The 18,068-nt window shown below is 46.8% G+C and carries 13 protein-coding genes; 2 read left to right on the top strand and 11 right to left on the bottom strand.

What is annotated here, in order from left to right:
• The first annotated feature begins 55 nt into the window (after positions 1 to 55).
• Positions 56 to 937, top strand: coding sequence for an AraC family transcriptional regulator (locus A3842_RS27750; protein ID WP_074103444.1), 882 nt, complete (start codon positions 56 to 58; stop codon positions 935 to 937).
• A gap of 108 nt (positions 938 to 1,045) precedes the next feature.
• Complete coding sequence (locus A3842_RS27745; protein WP_074103443.1) at positions 1,046 to 2,326, top strand: glycoside hydrolase family 27 protein; 1,281 nt, start codon at positions 1,046 to 1,048, stop codon at positions 2,324 to 2,326.
• 146 nt (positions 2,327 to 2,472) lie between these two features.
• On the opposite strand, the gene A3842_RS27740 is transcribed toward A3842_RS27745, so the two are convergent.
• The 11 genes from A3842_RS27740 to A3842_RS27690 all read right to left on the bottom strand — a co-directional run bounded on the left by A3842_RS27740 (position 2,473) and on the right by A3842_RS27690 (position 18,023).
• Positions 2,473 to 2,811, bottom strand: a complete 339-nt coding sequence (locus tag A3842_RS27740; RefSeq protein ID WP_074103442.1) for a family 1 glycosylhydrolase — start codon at positions 2,809 to 2,811, stop codon at positions 2,473 to 2,475.
• A gap of 59 nt (positions 2,812 to 2,870) precedes the next feature.
• Entirely contained in the window at positions 2,871 to 3,053 is a 183-nt protein-coding gene (locus A3842_RS27735; protein WP_074103441.1) for a family 1 glycosylhydrolase, read from the bottom strand.
• 6 nt (positions 3,054 to 3,059) lie between these two features.
• The gene (locus A3842_RS27730; RefSeq protein ID WP_074103440.1) at positions 3,060 to 4,640 is read right to left on the bottom strand and encodes a glycoside hydrolase family 43 protein; all 1,581 of its coding nucleotides are present in this window, start codon (positions 4,638 to 4,640) and stop codon (positions 3,060 to 3,062) included.
• A gap of 26 nt (positions 4,641 to 4,666) precedes the next feature.
• Positions 4,667 to 7,339, bottom strand: a complete 2,673-nt coding sequence (locus A3842_RS27725) for a glycosylhydrolase-like jelly roll fold domain-containing protein (RefSeq protein ID WP_074103439.1) — start codon at positions 7,337 to 7,339, stop codon at positions 4,667 to 4,669.
• Between the two features lie 36 nt (positions 7,340 to 7,375).
• Positions 7,376 to 8,956: a type 2 periplasmic-binding domain-containing protein gene (locus tag A3842_RS27720; RefSeq protein ID WP_074103438.1), complete on the bottom strand. Its 1,581-nt coding sequence runs from the start codon at positions 8,954 to 8,956 to the stop codon at positions 7,376 to 7,378.
• A gap of 66 nt (positions 8,957 to 9,022) precedes the next feature.
• Positions 9,023 to 9,892, bottom strand: a complete 870-nt coding sequence (locus A3842_RS27715; protein WP_074085770.1) for a carbohydrate ABC transporter permease — start codon at positions 9,890 to 9,892, stop codon at positions 9,023 to 9,025.
• Positions 9,893 to 9,894: 2 nt separating this feature from the next.
• Positions 9,895 to 10,800, bottom strand: a complete 906-nt coding sequence (locus A3842_RS27710; RefSeq protein ID WP_074085771.1) for an ABC transporter permease — start codon at positions 10,798 to 10,800, stop codon at positions 9,895 to 9,897.
• A 164-nt stretch (positions 10,801 to 10,964) separates the two neighbouring features.
• A complete protein-coding gene (locus A3842_RS27705; RefSeq protein WP_083609765.1) occupies positions 10,965 to 12,734 on the bottom strand; it encodes a family 43 glycosylhydrolase in 1,770 nt (589 codons plus the stop codon).
• Positions 12,735 to 12,842: 108 nt separating this feature from the next.
• Entirely contained in the window at positions 12,843 to 14,429 is a 1,587-nt protein-coding gene (locus A3842_RS27700; RefSeq protein WP_074103436.1) for a type 2 periplasmic-binding domain-containing protein, read from the bottom strand.
• A gap of 146 nt (positions 14,430 to 14,575) precedes the next feature.
• Positions 14,576 to 16,159 (bottom strand): response regulator, encoded by a 1,584-nt coding sequence (locus A3842_RS27695; RefSeq protein ID WP_074103435.1) that lies wholly within the window; start codon positions 16,157 to 16,159, stop codon positions 14,576 to 14,578.
• Positions 16,160 to 16,199: 40 nt separating this feature from the next.
• The gene (locus tag A3842_RS27690; RefSeq protein WP_256701901.1) at positions 16,200 to 18,023 is read right to left on the bottom strand and encodes a sensor histidine kinase; all 1,824 of its coding nucleotides are present in this window, start codon (positions 18,021 to 18,023) and stop codon (positions 16,200 to 16,202) included.
• Positions 18,024 to 18,068: the final 45 nt, after the last annotated feature.

Genomic DNA, 18,068 nt, shown 5'->3' with positions numbered 1-18,068 from the left:
CAAGTCGCGTTAAAATCAATGCTGAAGCATCTTCACATACTGCTAGGAGGACATTATGGACATTCCCAGAGGTACCTATGGCTTTCGGTTCGCGGAAGATAAGGAGCTCCAGTTGTGCGTATTATTTGCGGCCGGGTCTGATTCAATCAGCACGCCTTCTTATCGCTGGGACGGTCTGGAACGGAACGATGGGCCACTTCTGTTGTTCCAATACACCCTCTCCGGAGAAGGCGTATTTGAGTCGGGGGACCGGACGCACCGTGTTACCGCCGGGCAGGCTTTTCTCGCCGAAATCCCCGGACCCCACCGCTATTATTATCAACCGGAATCAACAGAGCCTTGGGAATTCCTGTTCCTGCTCTTCCGGCCCGATCTGATTCTGCCTCACTTTCGCAAATTCTTGCGTGAAGCAGGAGAAGTTCCTTATCTGCCCGCAGACTGTGCGCCGATCCGGGTCTTACGGATGATTGTAAACGATGCCGCGGCCGGCAGAATCTCCGACCCTCTTATTGCCTCGTCGTGCATCTATCAGTTCATGACAGAGCTCTCCAGACTGCAGGTAACAACACTGCGGAACCGGGACAACTGGTCAGTGAACGTAAGGCGTGCAGCCGAATTTATTGAGCATAACTACTCACGAATGATCAGCATCGATCTGCTTTCCGAGCATGTAGCCCTGTCCAAATACCATTTGATCCGCCGCTTCTCGGCCAGCACGGGTCTGACTCCCGGCGCATATCTGACCCGTGTCCGTACGGAGAAGGCCATGGAGCTGCTCAGAGGAACCGGTCTCAGCATAGAAGCCATTGCTGAGCAGATTGGCTACTCCAGCGGCAGTTATTTCATCAAGGCGTTCCGCAGCTTAACCGGACTTACACCGGGAGAATTCCGAAGCGGGGGCGAAAGCCTAACCTACCGCAGGCTGTTTTTTGATTAACCGCAATATAGTGCTATTCGACTCGCAAGATTACTATAGATATCGCTAATCTCCTTTATTATGATGGAACTAGAAAGAGCAATAATACATCAGTAAAGGAGATTCACAATGGATCACAAGCTTGCAGCACCTACTCCGCCGCTGGGCTGGAACAGCTGGGACTGCTACGGCGCGGCCGTAACGGAAGAAGAAATACGCGGAAATGCACAGTATATGGCAGAACACCTCAAAGCCTTCGGCTGGAGCTATATTACCGTTGATATTCAGTGGTACGAGCCTTATGCGAACTCTTCACAATACCGGCCGTTTGTTCCGCTGATTACCGATGAATATTCCCGGCTGATGCCCGCTGAGAACCGCTTCCCTTCCGCAGCGGGCGGCCTTGGCTTCAAGCCCTTAGCCGATTATGTACACAGTCTTGGACTGCAATTCGGCATTCATATCATGCGCGGCATCCCGCGGCAGGCTGCCCATGCCGCCACACCGGTCTTGGGTACAACTGCGACGGCACGCGATATTGCACATACGAACTCCATCTGTCCATGGAATACAGATATGTATGGAGTGGACGCCTCCAAAGAAGGGGCACAGGCGTATTATAATTCTCTCTTTGAACTGTATGCAGAGTGGGGCGTTGACCTGGTGAAGGTGGACGACATCGCCGCTTCCAGGCTGTACGATACTCATCAGCCTGAGATTGCTCTAATCTCCCAGGCGATTGAGCGTTGCGGCCGGCCCATGGTGCTGAGCCTCTCTCCTGGCCCCGCTCCGGTGGAATACGCAGAATTCTTCACCGGACATGCCAACATGTGGCGGGTTACAGATGACTTCTGGGACCTGTGGCCGCTGTTGCTGGATATGTTCGACCGTTGCCGGAAATGGCAGGGCGTACCTCAAGCCGGCTGCTGGCCGGACTGCGATATGCTGCCGCTCGGCCATATTGGTATCCGCTCTGTGGATGGCGGCGGGGAGGACCGCTGGACCCGGTTCACGCGTGATGAGCAGCTGACGATGATGTCGCTTTGGAGTATCTTCCGCTCGCCGCTCATTTTTGGCGGTGAATTGCGGGACAATGATGACTGGACGCTTGCGCTGCTTACCAACCGTGAGGTTCTGCGCATGCACCGGGAGAGCCACGGAGCCAGGGAAGCGCTCTGCAAAGATGATCTTATCGTCTGGACCGCTGAGCACTCCGATGGCACTCGTTATGCTGCTGTATTCAACGTTGGTGAAAGCCCGCTGCAGTTGGATCTGGCCCTTGAAGAGCTTGGCCTGAGTGGTGCAGCCGCCGGCACCGAGCTGTGGAGCGGAACGCCTGCCGAACTTGCCGCAGGTGCGCTGAAGACCACAGTTGCACCGCACGGCGTACGACTCTATAGCTTCCTGTAGGGAAAGCCGGTTCTCCAGATTCGTCTGGAAAGCCGGCTTTCTTTTGGTGCAGAGGATTAGGCCTGGGTTATGCCAATGGAGATCAGGTCCTTCCATGTCTTCTCCCATATTGTCAGTTCCAGAAAACCTTTAATAAGTCAATCCGCTCAGACTTCTATCCACCCGTTGGTTATCACTTTTTCATACCAGAAAAAGCTGTCTTTTGGCATTCGTACTAATGAATTGAAATCTACATGAATCAATCCGAAACGCCTGCTGTAACCGTCAGCCCACTCGAAATTATCGAGCAAAGACCAGGCGATATAGCCCTTTACCAGTACCCCTGTCTCCATTGCCCGGTTTAACTGGGTTAAATGCTTGCTCAGATATGCAATACGCTTGTTATCCTGAACTTTTCCCTGATCCGGATTGTCATCATAACATGCTCCGTTTTCGGTGATGTAGATAGGGATTTGACCATAACGTTCCGTAATGTGTACTAGCACCTTATATAGACCTTCAGGGTAAATCGGCCAGTTAAAGTCTGTTCTTTCATAACCTTCATCTATGTCTTCAAGCTCAAATAGGCGATATCACCGTTATCACCATTTCGTATATTCCCGGGAGTATGTGCGTAGGTATCCCAGATTGAAAGGCCGCGTCCACCCTCGTTCCAGGCTCCTTCTACCTGATAAGCAGCAGTAGCTGCCCCCCACAGGAAGTCCTTAGGAAACTGTATAATTGACAATACAATTCACTCCATTTCCCTGTATATAAAATAATCAAAGTCTGCCTGCTTTCGGGTGCCTCTCAAATCCTGTGCACACACTCCAACGAATGTCCCTGTAAATCTTAAAGGCTCAGCAGCTTCATCCGAAAGATGCAGAATATTAATCTCTTCGCCAACCGGGCACCAGTTGATGTCCTCAGTTGCATAATAAAATTGCAGACGGTCCCGGTGGACTATAGCCTTTAAACGAACCGGACCATATTGCGGCAGCTGCAGATCAGCTGCGAGCAGCTCATCGTATACCCCATGCTTCGATTCAATAATTCCAATTACTCTGCCATGCTTCTCGAGATGGGTGATCCTTAAGTACACATAATCTTCTGTGTTGTAATATAGAATTAGGCCTGCCATCTGCTGAAAACTCTCCGGCTCGAACTCAATTACCGTCTCTGCCTCAATACTAAATGACTGCTGCCGACGGGCAATCAGACTCTGCCTGTGCAGAGAGCTTAAAGACTCCATTCCTTTTAAGCGCAGAAAACCCTCTCGTTCACTAAGGGTGAGCCAGCTTGAATCCGGCGGGATTCGGAGTGTGCTCCAATGGCCACTAAGCAAGGGTTCATCAAAATCATCCCGCTCCAGTTCCGGTTTAAACGGATGAAGCGGGAGGGCTGGAGCCTGTACCGTAGCAGAAGGAGCGTTCCCTCCCCCTTCCAAGCGGAGCCAGCCTTTGTCGTCCCAATAACATTTCTGCAGTGCTGTCTCCCTGCCCAGCGTACAATGATGACCATCCGCCGGTCTTGCGCAAAGATGGGCCATATACCATTCGCCATTTTGGGTTTCAACTAAGGAAGCATGCCCTGCTTTTTGGAGAGTCAACCCGGAATTACCACTGCTGGTCAGCACCGGATTAAGCGGATCAATTTCGTAGGGTCCATGAAGGCAAGCCGATCGCGCGACAGTAACGGCATGCTGGTACCGGGTTCCACCCTCCGCAGTAATCAGGTAGTAGTAGTCACCCTGCTTATACAGGTGCGGCCCTTCCGTAAATCCTAATTCTGTTCCTTCAAAGATGGTTGCAGCCGGACCCACCAGTCTTTGCTCCGAGTGTGAATATTCCTGAATGACAATGCCTCCGAACTTGTTCATCCCCTTGCGGAAATCCCATAACATGCTCAGCAGCCATTTCCGTCCGTCATCATCATGAAATAAAGAGGGATCGAACCCGCTGCTGTTCAGATATACCGGTTCCGACCATGGACCTTCTATATCTGCTGCGGTCACAAGGTAGTTGTGGGTGTCCTTAAAAGCACCTTTGTGAGACTTAACATCTGTATAAATTAAATAGAAGAGACCGTTATCATAAGTCAGGCAGGGTGCCCATACACCGTCGGAATCTCCGTTCCCCTGCATGTTCAGTTGCGATATCCGGTCCAGTGGCCGCTTTAGCAATCTCCAGTGAATCAGGTCCTTGGAATGGTGAATCTGAACGCCCGGGAACCACTCAAAAGTGGAAGTGGCAATATAGTAATTGTCTTCTACGCGTACAATAGACGGATCAGGGTTGAATCCGCGTAGTATGGGATTAGTAATGGAATTCGTCATATTAATTCCCTCCTCATCAGGTCCCGTTAATGAGCTTCAGTTACCGATATCTGTGAAATTGTCACAGGACCAATAAGTCCGCTTGGCTCCTGCTGAGAGAAGGAAGACAAAAAGTCCCGCTGGTTTTTAACAAGCGTATTCGTAACCTCGATAACCAGGCTGTTGGTCCCTTTACGAATTGGACCCGCTATCTCCATCCGATAAGGTGGGCACAGGTTAACGCCTGCGTGTTCACCGTTAATCCACACTTCTGCCGTTTCATAGACCTCGCCTAGTTCAAGAAATGCGTTGTTACATGAAGCATTCCATTCAAACTCTGTCTCATAACGGAACGTACCGGAAAAGCTGGGCAGATCACCGGGACCACTCATATTCTTCAATGTGGTTAGTGTCCCCCACTCCTTGAATTGAGGATAATGATCAGCATCGGCAATGGAAACTGCCCATTCTCCACTCATTTCCAATATCGGACCCTCTGCCCTCCTCGGCAGAGGGGCAGGATAATCTATTAGGGAAGGCCCATGCAAAAGGACGATGGATTCATATGGATGCAGAACAAGCTCCACCCTTCTTGCACCGGACTCCCCAGCGGCCTCCAGCCTGCTCACCTTATTAAGAAAAGCATGATAGGCATAAACATTACCTTGCACCGGCAGAACAATCTTCGTAGAGATAATCTGATGCGGACTCTCGTTAAAAAACATAAACACATCTAAATCATCATGAGTATAGTGATAATTCCGGAGATACGGCTCATATCCTTCAGCTTTAACCTCAAAGTATCCATCTGCAGTCAAATCATCCGCCAGTTTATCTAAAACTACCATCCTCACATTCGGATGAGCCGAAAGCAGTGACAGTTCACCAGTTACATTGATTCCTTCACTTGAGCGTTCCGGCAGTCCTTCAACAAAACGGACGGGTAAGCCTTGCTCAGCGAACTGGGCCAAGCGTTGTATCATCGCTGCCGGGAGTGCTTCCGCATAAGGTACAATCAGGCATCTATAATTTTCAAGATTGACATGCAGCTTGTTATCCTGAACATGTGCTACCTCCTGAAGCACATCAACGGGAATCACTTCACAATCGATTTGATGCTGCATCAACGCCTTGACCGGCTTATGAAAGTACATTGCGTTCCCTGACCATTCGGCTTCAGCATGATAGACGACAGCCGCAGACGCCACATGTATCCCCCCTGAGATTAGGTGGCTGATCCGGTTAATGTACTGGTTCAGATAGCCATAATAGCGGTACTGCGGATTCTGACCGCCCGCATACATATGCGGCGGACAATCCGGCTCAGGAAAAGCTTTTTGGGTAAACGCATGAGGGACAAAATGATTGACGCCGCGGACGAGCATATGGTCAGTAAGCCACTTCATCAGCTTCAAGCCTTCCGTCCAGCCATAGGCCCCATAGACTTCACACATCGTCCGGCCTTGTTTCTTCGGATCCATGTGTCCCAGAGATACACCGAGCTTAGCGAGACCATAGTGGAAGAATTCACTATCCGTCTCTCCTCCCGTTGGCTGGCGGAAAGATAATTCATCAAAGCCGGGAACGATTTGCCACAGCACCACATCAATACCCGACATGTCTTGTCCCCAGAGTGAGCGGAAGAAGTGTCCGGTACCGGGACCCAGCCTTGCATGCACGTTGTTATCTTCAAGAACATGTCCGATATATTCCACACCGCGGGCTCTGCACCAGTCTCCGATCTGACTGCAGAAATGTTCTGCATACAGCCTGCTGACGATATTCATATAGGTGTAGCGGATAATGTCCGATTGTTCCCCGGCATCATGCCAGAGAAGATACAGCTGTTTACGATAGTCCTCTCCGAACGCCTGGTCGAGCAGAGCCGGCATTTCATTGCTCCAAGGAAGCGGTACCCCTTGTTTCCCTGGCTTTGAATTGAAATCAAAAGTCGTCTTATCATTATAAAATCCGGGTTCATCTGAAAAGAATCCGGCAAATGTCTTGCCGAAATCATCCTTATAACGCTCATACACAGGCTCATAAACCGTATCAAGCAGAATACGGACTGAATTTGGGACTAGCGGGTTCAGATAATCTTCCTGCTCCTTGCTGCCGCCATCCTTATTTTCAGAGATCATAAATACCCGCCAATACCCCTCTGGGATATCCCAATACAGCGTACCTTCATGTACAAATTCAGTGAGATCAACACATTCACTGAGTAATGTTCCACTCGATGGATCGCGGCGGACCGCAACCACTGAGATCAGTTTATTATTCCCTTTAGCGTTATGGCGCAAGGAGAAGGTTGGCCGGAGTCCGGTCATCAGCAAGGTATCCAGCAGCAGAGAGGTTCCTTGGGCAGGACCAATTGTATCAATATAGCGTTCACCCAAAAACTTACGCTGAAGCTCCTCTGGAGCCTCCTTCACCTTGCCTGCCGCATGCCCCGTAGGGAAATGATCATCATCCAGCAGCCATACCTTCATGCCGCGATTTCGCGCCTCATCCATAATAATATCCATATCCAGCCACCACTTTGGTCCAAGAAAGTCTGGATGAGGCCGTGCCTCCACGCACAACGCTCCAATTCCGGATTCATGGACACGGGCGATTTCTTCCCGGATTACAGCTTCTTCCTCCCCATGCTGCCAGAGAAAAGGAAGAATATAATTGTGTTCCTTGCCTTGCAGCACTTCCGTTATACGACTGCTCATGTTAACCTCCTGCAGAATATAGTTCTGTTCTATAGTTTACTGCTGCACTTTGCTGTACCATTCTCTGGCACGCTTCGTGACCTCTTCACCGCCTGATTTGTTCCATTTCTCTACAAACTCATCAAACTTGCTGATGGGGTACTGTCCAATAATAATCTTGGCGGCATATTCAGCATAAAGGGTGCGGTTGTTAATGTCCGGGAAGCCGTCGTATACACTGGCAGGCATACCGTCACCCGCAATGACTTTGGCATACTTCTGAGCCTCCTTCATATTCCGGGTGACCTGATCAATGGCCCACTTACTGTCTTCTGATACCGTGCTGTTGAAAAGATCTATCGTAAGATCCAGTGTCGATATGCTTGTAGCCGGATTCAGAATCTGATTCTCCTGTGTGCTCTTGTCATCCGGGAGCTTAATGGCTTTTCCGTCTTTCATTGTATAGTGCATTCCTTCTACACCAAGAAACAGGTCTTTCCAGTTTTTCTTATCGTACACATTGTTAAGCAGCTTTAGCGTGGCCATCAGCTTTTCCTGATCCTTGTTGTTCTTGACAACCCACAGAGGAGAGGCAAATTTCTTCATCGTATAAAAGCCTTTATAGCCTGCGACCTCAGGTACAGGAAGTACGGAAAACTCTGCCTTCACACCTGTGTTCTTATACAGGTTCTCAAACACCAAGTTCCCCTGCTCTACCCAGTGGAAGTAATTCCCCACCTTATTGGATTGGATCTTCCCTTCCCACTTATCCTTACTATTAAGAACCGACTCCTTATCAATCAAGCCTTCCTTATATAGCTTGGCTATGAATTCCAATGCGGCTCTCATATTGGGCGTAACCGCAGAATAAGTCAGCTTGCCATCGTAAATATCCCAATCCGGATAACCCTCGAACATAGCCACACCATACATGGCGAACAAATGATCCATCCAGCGCACCTGCTCCCGGCCGCCAGTTGGAATCTCATCCTTCTGGCCGTTGCCGTTAGGGTCCTTGTCCCGGAAAGCCTCCAGCACCTTTACATATTCATCCTGTGTTTTTGGCATTTTCAGCCCCAACTTATCCAGCCAATCCTGGCGGATCAGCCCGGCGTATCTGCCGTATTCAACGACATTGGGAATATAATAAATTCTCCCCTGACCTGTAGGGTCATTTGCCTTGACCACTTTCCAGATATCTTCCGGAATAGCCTTCCACACGTTCGGCGCATATTTAGGCAACAGTTCAGTCAGATCGGCAATCGCCCCATTCTTCGCGAGACTGTCCTCAAGTCCTTGCTGAGGTACGAACAGATCCGGCATTTCGTTAGCGGCAATCTTAAGGTTCAACTGATTGAGATAGTTAGTTCCCCCGTTCCACTCCACATACGGATTAATAACCCCAACACCCAGCTTTTCCTTATAAAATTCGTACAGTTTGCTACCTTTGGTAACCGGCTGATACCCGATGTTGGTACCCCATACCTCAATATCAACTACTTGATCTCCGTTCGAAGCCTGATTCTGATTGGCATTTGCGTTACCCGCTGAATTGTTTTCGTTCCCGTTACAACCGGTTACAGCAGTAACAGCGAGAGCGCTTGCGGCTAAGAATAAACCAACCTTTTTAAAACTCATGTTTCTGTATCCCCCCTCTAAAGCTATTTGTTACGGACTGAAGTCCTGATATCTTGTCTTAAGAAATCATCCTTTGACCGAACCAATCATTGCCCCCTTGACGAAATACTTCTGCAAGAAAGGATATACCACAACAATCGGAACAATTGCAAAGATAACCGTTGCTGCTCTCAGCGTTCGCTCATTGTAGTTAAGACTCATCGTCGATGAGGCCCCCGCCATAATAACGCTGTCATCGGTGATAAATTGGCGGATTTTGATTTGCAGCGGGAACCAGTTGGTGTCCTGAAGGAATAACAACGGATGCTGAAACTGATTCCATAGCACGACACCATAAAACAAAGCAAGGGTTGCCAGTACAGCCTTGGACAATGGAAGCACAAACTGGAACAGCATCCGGAAATATCCGCAGCCCTCCAAAAAGGCCGCTTCCTCAAGCTCCTTAGAGAATTGCTTGAAGAAGGTTCGCATGATGATCAGATTGAACGGATTCAAAATATGAGGGATAACCAGGACCAGCGGATTGTCATACAGGCCGATACCGCGTACGGTCAGGAAATACGGTATGATAGGTGCCTTGAAAATCATCGCAACTACAACAGCCATCATAATGACCGAACCCCACCGGAATTCCGGCTTTGACAGCGGATAGGCGAACAAGGCTGTCATCAGAAGGGCCAGTACTGTTCCAATCACAGTCGTACTGAGCGTCAAAAAGAATGACTTCCATAAATCAGGACGGTCGACAATGTACTTCCAAGAGTCCAAAGTAAATTGCTTCGGCCACAGCGTGACAAGGTTCATATCTACTGCACTTTTGGAGCTCAAGGAAGTAGAGATTACGGATACAAGCGGTACTAGCGCTACGACAGATAACAGGATGAGTAAGCCGGTAATGACTCCTACGAATACTTTTTCTCCTCTTGATGCAAGCATAGTCACCAGAGCCCCCCATCCGAAACCTTATTGGACAACTTGTTAAACGTATAGACCATGATAAATCCAATTACCGATTGGAACAATCCAACTGCTGTTGCGAAACTATACTGTCCTTGCTGAATGCCCGTTCGGAACACATAAGTATCCAGGATATCTCCCACATTGTAGGTCATCGGAGTCAGCAGGTTATATACCTGATCGAATCCGAGATCCAGGAAATTCCCGATATCGAGCAGGAACAGTACAAGCACGGTAGGTAGCAGAATCGGGAATGTAATATGTCTGATTTGTCTGATTCTGGAGGCCCCGTCGATCATCGCTGATTCATAGAGCTGAGGGTCAATTGCACTGATTGCGGCCATGTAGACCACGGTTCCCCAGCCAGCATCCTTCCATATGGAAGCCAGCACATAAATCGGTCTGAAGTATGCGCTTTCCTGCATCGCCAGCACAGGCTCGGCACCAAACCATCCAAGGATAATGTTGAACATTCCGCTTAGTGAAAAGAAATCGAAGAGAATCCCTCCTACGATTACCCATGACAAGAAATGCGGGATGTATAGTGCAGTCTGAATTCCTTTCTTCAGTGCCGATTTCCGGATCTCATTAATCATTAGTGCCAGCAGAACTGGAACCGGAAAAACAATCGTAAGCTTGAATAATCCCAGCAGTAGAGTGTTGCTAAATACATTGAGAAAGTCAGGATGCTGCAGCAAGGTTTCAAAATGCTTAAATCCTACCCAAGGACTATCAATAAAGCCCTGGAATACGGAATAGTCTTTGAAGGCGATTACAGCACCAGCCAGCGGAATGAATTTAAATACGATGAGAAATATAATTCCCGGAATCGCCATCACATAAAGCGGCCAGTATAACTTCATCTGATGAGATGCAATAGATTTCAATGTTTTCCCTCCTAATATCTCGTGTTGAATTCGTTTACAATGTAACTATATAATTATCAGATTCATCGCTCAATCAGGCGTTTTTAAGTTCCTACCAGGTCATTTAAAGGAACATCTGATACGTATTTCTTAGGAGTCCCTCCGAGCCGAGCGAACCCCTTCTCTCAGACTGCCCGGTATACACACCCTTCAGTTATCCCTGTTTCATTAAAGGCATCAACTCTTACATACAGCGGCTGATCTTCAATCAACGCTTTAATTGTTAATTCATAACAGCCGAATACCATATGACTATGGTACAGCTTGTCCGGAGCAAATCCCCAGAGCACATTATATCCAGCAGCTTCATCTCTCTCCCAACTTACGGAAAGATCTAGCTTGCTTATCAATTCTGTTTGGACGCCACTGACTTGTCCCGGGGACGCCCCCTTGCCGATCCCAAACACTCTAAGTCCGGAAATACAGGCAGACTGATTAAAGGGTAATGAAATTATTGTACATTTGATAAATCTAGCTTTCGTCCCCTCCTCTTGCAGGACTAGATCATGCGGCAAATTGGTATTTGCTTCAGATTTATCTTTCATTACAAAGTATTCCTTGCCGTCCGTTGAGCCTTCGAGAAGCCATCTGGTATAATACTGACGATCATCTATCAGTCTTTCACCTTGCAGCGTTGTTTCCATAGGAAGGGTTGCATTGATCTGATCATCAGCAAAATTGATCTGCACCGCATGCACATCGCATACATGCTCCAGATCGATTTCCAGCCATTCTCCAGGGGAGTTAGACTCCGCCCTCCACCAGGTCTGTACATTTTCGTCCGTTGCCTGGAATGCCTGTCTGCCTTCTTCATGAGAAGAGGCTTCAGCCGGTTTGCCGTAAGATAGCAGCATCCACTCCGGATGGCTCCAGGGATTCATCTGCTTTTGCTCGATTTTATAGGGCCAGTCCCCATACCGTTGATTACAGAATAACTCTCCGTCCTGATCAAATCCCGCCAGCCAGAGCCCAAGTCTTCTTTCGAATATATAATTCATACTGATTCTCATGGATGAGGTATGCCATAGATTCCCATAATTATCTGTCATGGTTGACCCGTGTCCGGCCCCTGGTATAAATCCTCCCGGCTTGTAAGAAAACGGGTTATTGGCTGCCAGCGTAAATGGCCCTAGAGGTTTGTCCGAAATATAGACACCGTCCGAGTAGATGTTATGTTCTGTCCCGGGGCTGGCATATTGAAGATAATATTTCCCGTTATGCTTCTCCATCCAGGCTCCCTCAATGTAAGGATCGTTTCCTATGGTGTTTTTAAATTTAATCAAAAGTTCTTCCGGAGCATCAGGATGCATCCCGGCATATTTTTGAACGCTTTCTTCAATCTCTTCTGGTGATCTGAGGATATGATTTTCACCTTTTCTTTCATAACCAATCTTAGTACTGTTACCATAAATAAGTGGAGATGCTTCTCCTATAGGCTTCATATCCTCCAAATTAAGCTCTACTCCGTAAATAGGCGTCTCGTTGGAACACCCCCAGTAGAAATAGATTCTTCCGTCATCATCCAGGAACAAATTAGGGTCCCAAAAAGGGAACGTCCCCTGGATTTCCTCAAATTCACCGCTGATCGGATCTTTTGTCCTGTAAAATGAACAGTTTCTTGATTTATTCGATGCTGAAAAATAAAGATACTCCCCGATTACCCGCACATCCGGAGCGTAGTCGTAAACCGGCACTCCCTTGAGCGGGTGGAAGGTCCAATCGGTCATATTGCTGCTTGTCAGAAATCCAGCCGTCATCGAAGGAAACAGATAATATTCTCCATGAAAGATAACCAGCGACGGGTCCGCAGCTTCCCTGAAGGTAACTCGGGTCCCTGCTGTCTCTACGATCTGATATTTATATTCAATATTTAGCGGATTACATACATAAGTCATTTCTCTCCACATCCCTTTACTTTGGTATCAACACCTAAATCTACAGGTTCTACACAATAAATCCGCCCGACTGTAAAATGTGTCGAGCGGAATTTTAGCGTTAATCCTTTATTTCTTGACTTTTGCGTACCATTCTCTGGCCCGCTTAGTGACCTCTTCACCGCCGGACTTATTCCATTTCTCTACGAACTCGTCAAACTTGCTGAGCGGGTATTGTCCAATAATAATTTTTGAAGCGTATTCCACGTAGAGTGTACGATTGTTTATGTCCGGGAAGCCCTCATATACACTGGCTGGCATGCCATCACCAGCAATGACTTTGGCATATTTCTGGGCTTCCTTCATATTACGGTTCACCTGATCAATCGCCCACATTCTATCCGCTGAAGCAGTGCTCTTGTTGAGATCCATCATGAAATCAAGGGTGGATATTTTGGAATAGGGATCAAGAATCAGGTTTTCCTGTGTGCTCTTGTCATCCGGCAGCTTCGTGGCTTGGCCATCCTTCATCGTATAATGCATGCCCTCTACGCCTAAATACAAATCCTTCCAGACTTTTTTGTCATACATGTTGTTCAGCAATTTCAGAGTAGCCATCAGTTTTTTCTCATCTTTGTTATTTTTCACTACCCAAGCTGGAGGAGTGAATCTTTTCCAGGTATAGAAGCCTTCATAGCCCTCAACTTTTGGAACAGGCAGTACAGTGAAATTAGCTTTCACGCCGGTATTTTTGAACAAGTTCTCCAGAGGCAAATATCCCGATTCTACCCAATGGAAGTAATTCCCTACTTTATCGGATTGAATCTTGCCATCCCACTTGTCTTTGCTGTTCAGCAGCGACTCCTTGTCAATTAATCCTTCCTTATACAGCTTCGACATGAACTCCAAGGATGCTTTCATGTTCGGAGTCACTGCGGAGTACGTCAGTTCCCCATTATAAATGTCCCAGTCCGGATAGCCTTCGAACATCGCTACACCATACATCGCGAACAATTGGTCCATCCACCGTACCTGCTCCCGTCCGCCGGTAGGAAGTTCATCCTTCTGTCCATTGCCATTAGGGTCCTTATCCCGGAAAGCCTCCAACACCTTTACATACTCATCTTGGGTAGTAGGCATTTTCAAGCCAAGCTTGTCGAGCCAATCCTGGCGGATCATGCTGGCGTATCTTCCGTAGTCAACCATACCCGGAATATAATAGATTTTGCCCTGGCCGGTAGGATCATTTGCCTTTACGATATCCCACATATCCTGCGGGATGGCATTCCACAGATTCGGCGCATACTTAGGCAGAAGCTCTGTCAGATCGGCAAGTGCACCGTTTTTGGCCAAGCTGTCCTCGAGACCTTGCTGTGGCAGAAAAAGGTCCGGCATTTCGTTAGCAGCAATCTTCAGGTTCAGCTGGTTAAGATAGTTCGTTCCTCCGTTCCATTCCACATATGGATGGAGGACGCCAACACCGAGCTTTTCCTTATAGAATTCGTACAGCTTGCTTCCCTTCTCAATCGGCTTATACCCAATGTTGGTGCCCCAAACTTCAATGTCAACAACTTCATCTCCGCCAGCGGCCTGATTCTGATTCTGGTTAGCGGCTGCTGAATTTCCGGAATTGTTATTGTTCCCGCCACAACCGGATATGGTTGTAATGGCCAAGGCGCCTGTCGCTAACATCAACCCCATTTTTTTGAATCTCATCTTGTTCCCCCTCAATATTTTTTTGAATCCGCTTACAATTTAAATGATACAATCAGTCATTCCCATGCTCAAATGGGCATTTTTAAGTTTAAACATGTCATTTTCAATAAAATAAAAAGCCATTCCTAAGGAATGACTAATTACGTTTAGCTATTCGGCAGATTTTTGCGAAAATCTCTGGGTTTGTATCCTGTAAACTTTTCAAACATCCGCGCAAAATGCTGCGCATCAGAATATCCAACCATCCGGCAAATTTCGTACACTTTCAAATCTGTAGTCTCCAGCAGTTCCTTTGCTTTATCGATCCGCAGTTGGGTCAAGTAATTCAAGTAGTTGTCTCCCGTTTTTCTTTTGAACAACTGGCTTAAATAAAAAGGACTGATAAAAAAACGGGCAGCCAAATCAGCAAGACTGATTTGTTCATTATAATGTTTAGACACATATAGCTTAATTTCCGATATAATATCTTTTCTATGAGATAGATTATGTTCCAACTTGAAATGGATGATCCCTCGAATGACTTGTATCATCCATTCCTCCAAATACTCAAGCGTCCTAAACCGCGAAAAGCCTTCCAAAGACAGAATATGTCTGCCTACCAGTTCATTCTGCTGTAGCTGCTGGAATGACAGCCTTCGGATGCTTGACAGAAGGATGTTTAAACACCATAGTTGCAGATCTGCGGGAGACATTCCCGGTTCGGCTACCATTCCCCGGAAAATTTCGTGGATGATGCCCACACATTCTTCCTCGTCCATGTTATCAAGTGCAGCTTCCAGTTTGGATATCATCTCCTCCGGCACCGGATGACTGCGGTCTGTCATTGTTATAATCTCATTATAGGAAATTACAGGGTCTCCTGCCTTAATCACTTTGTAGCTTAGTGCATTTCGTGCTTCTTCGAAAGACTGGCACATCCCCGTTGTCCGCTTATACACTGCACCAATGCCTACGCTGATCGACAGATTCAGATCACGGTAGACCGCCTGTTTCAGTTCTTGTATCACATGGAGCAATCTGCCATGCAAAATATTGCTGTTATGTGCAATCACAATCGCAATTTGCGGGCCGAAATACCGGAAGCAGTATACTTGATGGTAATTTCTTAAAGCCTGGTCTATCAGATGTAACAGTGGCTGAAAACCAATCTCCTTCAGCACATCCGTACTGCCCTCAATCTCAATCAGGATAGAATTGAACCAGATGCCTGCTGTAGGAATATGAGCACTGCGAAGCAGCTCATCCACCAGACTGGTCTGATCATTCCCGATATCAAGAATGTCCCGTAAGGTTTCTTCCTGAATCCGGCTATGAATTTCATGCTTTAATTCGTCTAAACTTTGCAGCTTGATCCTGTCTGCACGAATCCGTTCCATGACCTGGTTCACACTGTCACGCAACTCTTCTTCCTCAACCGGCTTGTTAATGTAGAACTGTACCCCCAGCTTCATCCCTCTTCTGGCATACTCAAAATCTGCATATCCACTTAACAGAATGAATTTAGTCTGAACTTTCGTTTCTTCCAGCATTTTAATCATATCGAGACCATCTGCTTTGGGCATACGTATATCCGTTATTGCAATATCCGGGCGGAGCTTTTGTATGATTTCGTATCCTTCAAGTCCGTTATAAGCTACTCCAACAACCTTACATTCCGGTAGATAGCGGCCTATGATCTTTTTGAGTCCTTCCACGATACCCTTTTCGTCATCTATGATTACTACTTTCATCCCAATCTCCTCCTGCTGTCTGTTCATTGCCGTTGGTATTTCAATTCCCTGGTATCAGGATTTCAATGGTTGTTCCCTCCACAACTCCGGGAACGATGGTTAGATAATACCGGTCGCCGTAATGGAGCTTGATACGTTCAGCAATATTTAAGAGACCCAGTCCATTTTCCGTTTGTTCACCAATGATCTCCAATTTGTATTTATGTGAATCCGCTCCGTCTAAAAGCGCACGCAATTCGGATTCCTTGTCCGGACGCATACCCCTTCCGTTATCCATAATCCGAAATAACATTTCTCCTTGTTCTGTCCAACTTCCCTCAATCCTGATATCCATAGTACGGCTATAGTCCTCAAAACCGTGATTAATGCTGTTTTCAACAATCGGTTGAAAGACCAGAGGGATGATGCTGCACCCCAGCATTTCATCAGGTATCTCGAACTCAAACTTGAACATATGATCAAAACGGATATTCTGAAGCTGCAGATAATTTGCTGTATATTCCAATTCATGTTTAACTGAATGCTGCCTACCTTCCTTGGCTAAGACCAGCCGGAACATGCGTGCCAGAATTTTAATCATATCCGCAGTCTCATCATCATCTTTCATCAAAGCCTTCATACGAATGGATTCTAAAGTATTGTAGAGCATATGAGGATTGATCTGATTCTGGAGAGCGATGAATTTTGCCTGCCGCTGTTTGATTTCTCCGATATACACATCCTCTATCAAAGTTCGGATGGTTGTAATCATTTTGTTGTAGCTGTGCACCAGACTTCCGATTTCATCATTAGCCTGCTCTTTCTCTATAGCCAGATATTGTCCCACTTCTGCTTGCTTCATACTTCTCCGAAGTGCCTTAATAGGCTTGGTAATCGTATAGCTCAAACCAAATGAGAACAGCGTTATAACCAGACAACTCATCAGAATGACAACGACAGTCATGACTTTAATTTGATTAATTTTTTGAAGAAGCCTTGAGCGGGGGATATCCGTTCGAATTAACAACTCCCCTTGGGATGTCCTTCCCAATAAAACAATATGATCTTTGGTTTCGTTATTCTTGATATAGCTAGGGCCTGAGTCCAGAACCTGTTTCCAGGATAACTGTCCGCTCGCAGCATCAGAATGGTAGACGATTTGTTGCTTAAGATTAGTGATAACTACACTTATACCGTACTTGTCCCGAGCCAAAATGAACTCATGATCCAGCTGCAGCAATGTAAAGGGGTCTAAATCAATAAGCAGCATTCCTGCATATGCCCCATCTGAGCTGAATAGCACTCTTCCCGCAGTTACAACCGCTCCCTCCCCTTTATCATCATAGTAGGAACGGTCATGTAGTCCCGTGATGAAGAAGGTTTCATTCGAATCCCTAAGCCCCTTGTACCACTCTTGAGCCAACAGCAGGTTCTCATTCACTTTGTTCGTTGAACTGCTGAACTGATACACGCTGTCATCTCTGCTGACCAGCATCACCGTACTCATCTCCGATTTGAGCAATGCGACTCGCATCAGCAAACGCTGCACAGCAAGTCTTTGATTAACTATTTCGTCAAAAGGCAAATTTTTCGTATCGCCGAGACTGTAAATGATATCGTTGTCTACAAGTACCGACTTCGTAACCTCCTCATATTCTTTTAGAAATTCATTCAAAGTACTCCTTATTTGCGAAGTATAGAGTGAAGCAAATTCCTGAGAAGATTCCTCTAACCCCTTTGCAGATTGTTGAAATATGAATGCGCTTACAGATAATAGAGGAATAACACATACCAATACATAACCAAGCATCAGCTTATTTTGTAATTTCATATTTTTTAATCTTGTAAATATTCTTCTTTTCCAAGGATTGCGGGTTCGTTCCATACAGGGCCCTTCCTTCATTAAGATTGCATTTACAAGAAAGTATAC

Source organism: Paenibacillus sp. P3E, from assembly GCF_001909045.1.
Taxonomy (GTDB): Bacteria; Bacillota; Bacilli; order Paenibacillales; family Paenibacillaceae; genus Paenibacillus_AQ; species Paenibacillus_AQ helianthi.
The sequence above is the reverse complement of the archived record's forward strand: the minus strand, read 5'-3'. Positions and strand labels throughout refer to the sequence as shown.

Bases quoted from the DNA above. Each gene is read 5' to 3' on its own strand.
- A3842_RS27750 (WP_074103444.1), top strand. From the start codon at position 56: ATGGACATTCCCAGAGGTACCTATGGCTTTCGGTTCGCGGAAGATAAG.
- A3842_RS27745 (WP_074103443.1), top strand. From the start codon at position 1,046: ATGGATCACAAGCTTGCAGCACCTACTCCGCCGCTGGGCTGGAACAGC.
- A3842_RS27730 (WP_074103440.1), bottom strand. From the start codon at position 4,640: ATGACGAATTCCATTACTAATCCCATACTACGCGGATTCAACCCTGAT.
- A3842_RS27725 (WP_074103439.1), bottom strand. From the start codon at position 7,339: ATGAGCAGTCGTATAACGGAAGTGCTGCAAGGCAAGGAACACAATTAT.
- A3842_RS27720 (WP_074103438.1), bottom strand. From the start codon at position 8,956: ATGAGTTTTAAAAAGGTTGGTTTATTCTTAGCCGCAAGCGCTCTCGCT.
- A3842_RS27715 (WP_074085770.1), bottom strand. From the start codon at position 9,892: ATGCTTGCATCAAGAGGAGAAAAAGTATTCGTAGGAGTCATTACCGGC.
- A3842_RS27705 (WP_083609765.1), bottom strand. From the start codon at position 12,734: ATGACTTATGTATGTAATCCGCTAAATATTGAATATAAATATCAGATC.
- A3842_RS27700 (WP_074103436.1), bottom strand. From the start codon at position 14,429: ATGAGATTCAAAAAAATGGGGTTGATGTTAGCGACAGGCGCCTTGGCC.
- A3842_RS27695 (WP_074103435.1), bottom strand. From the start codon at position 16,159: ATGAAAGTAGTAATCATAGATGACGAAAAGGGTATCGTGGAAGGACTC.
- A3842_RS27690 (WP_256701901.1), bottom strand. From the start codon at position 18,023: ATGGAACGAACCCGCAATCCTTGGAAAAGAAGAATATTTACAAGATTA.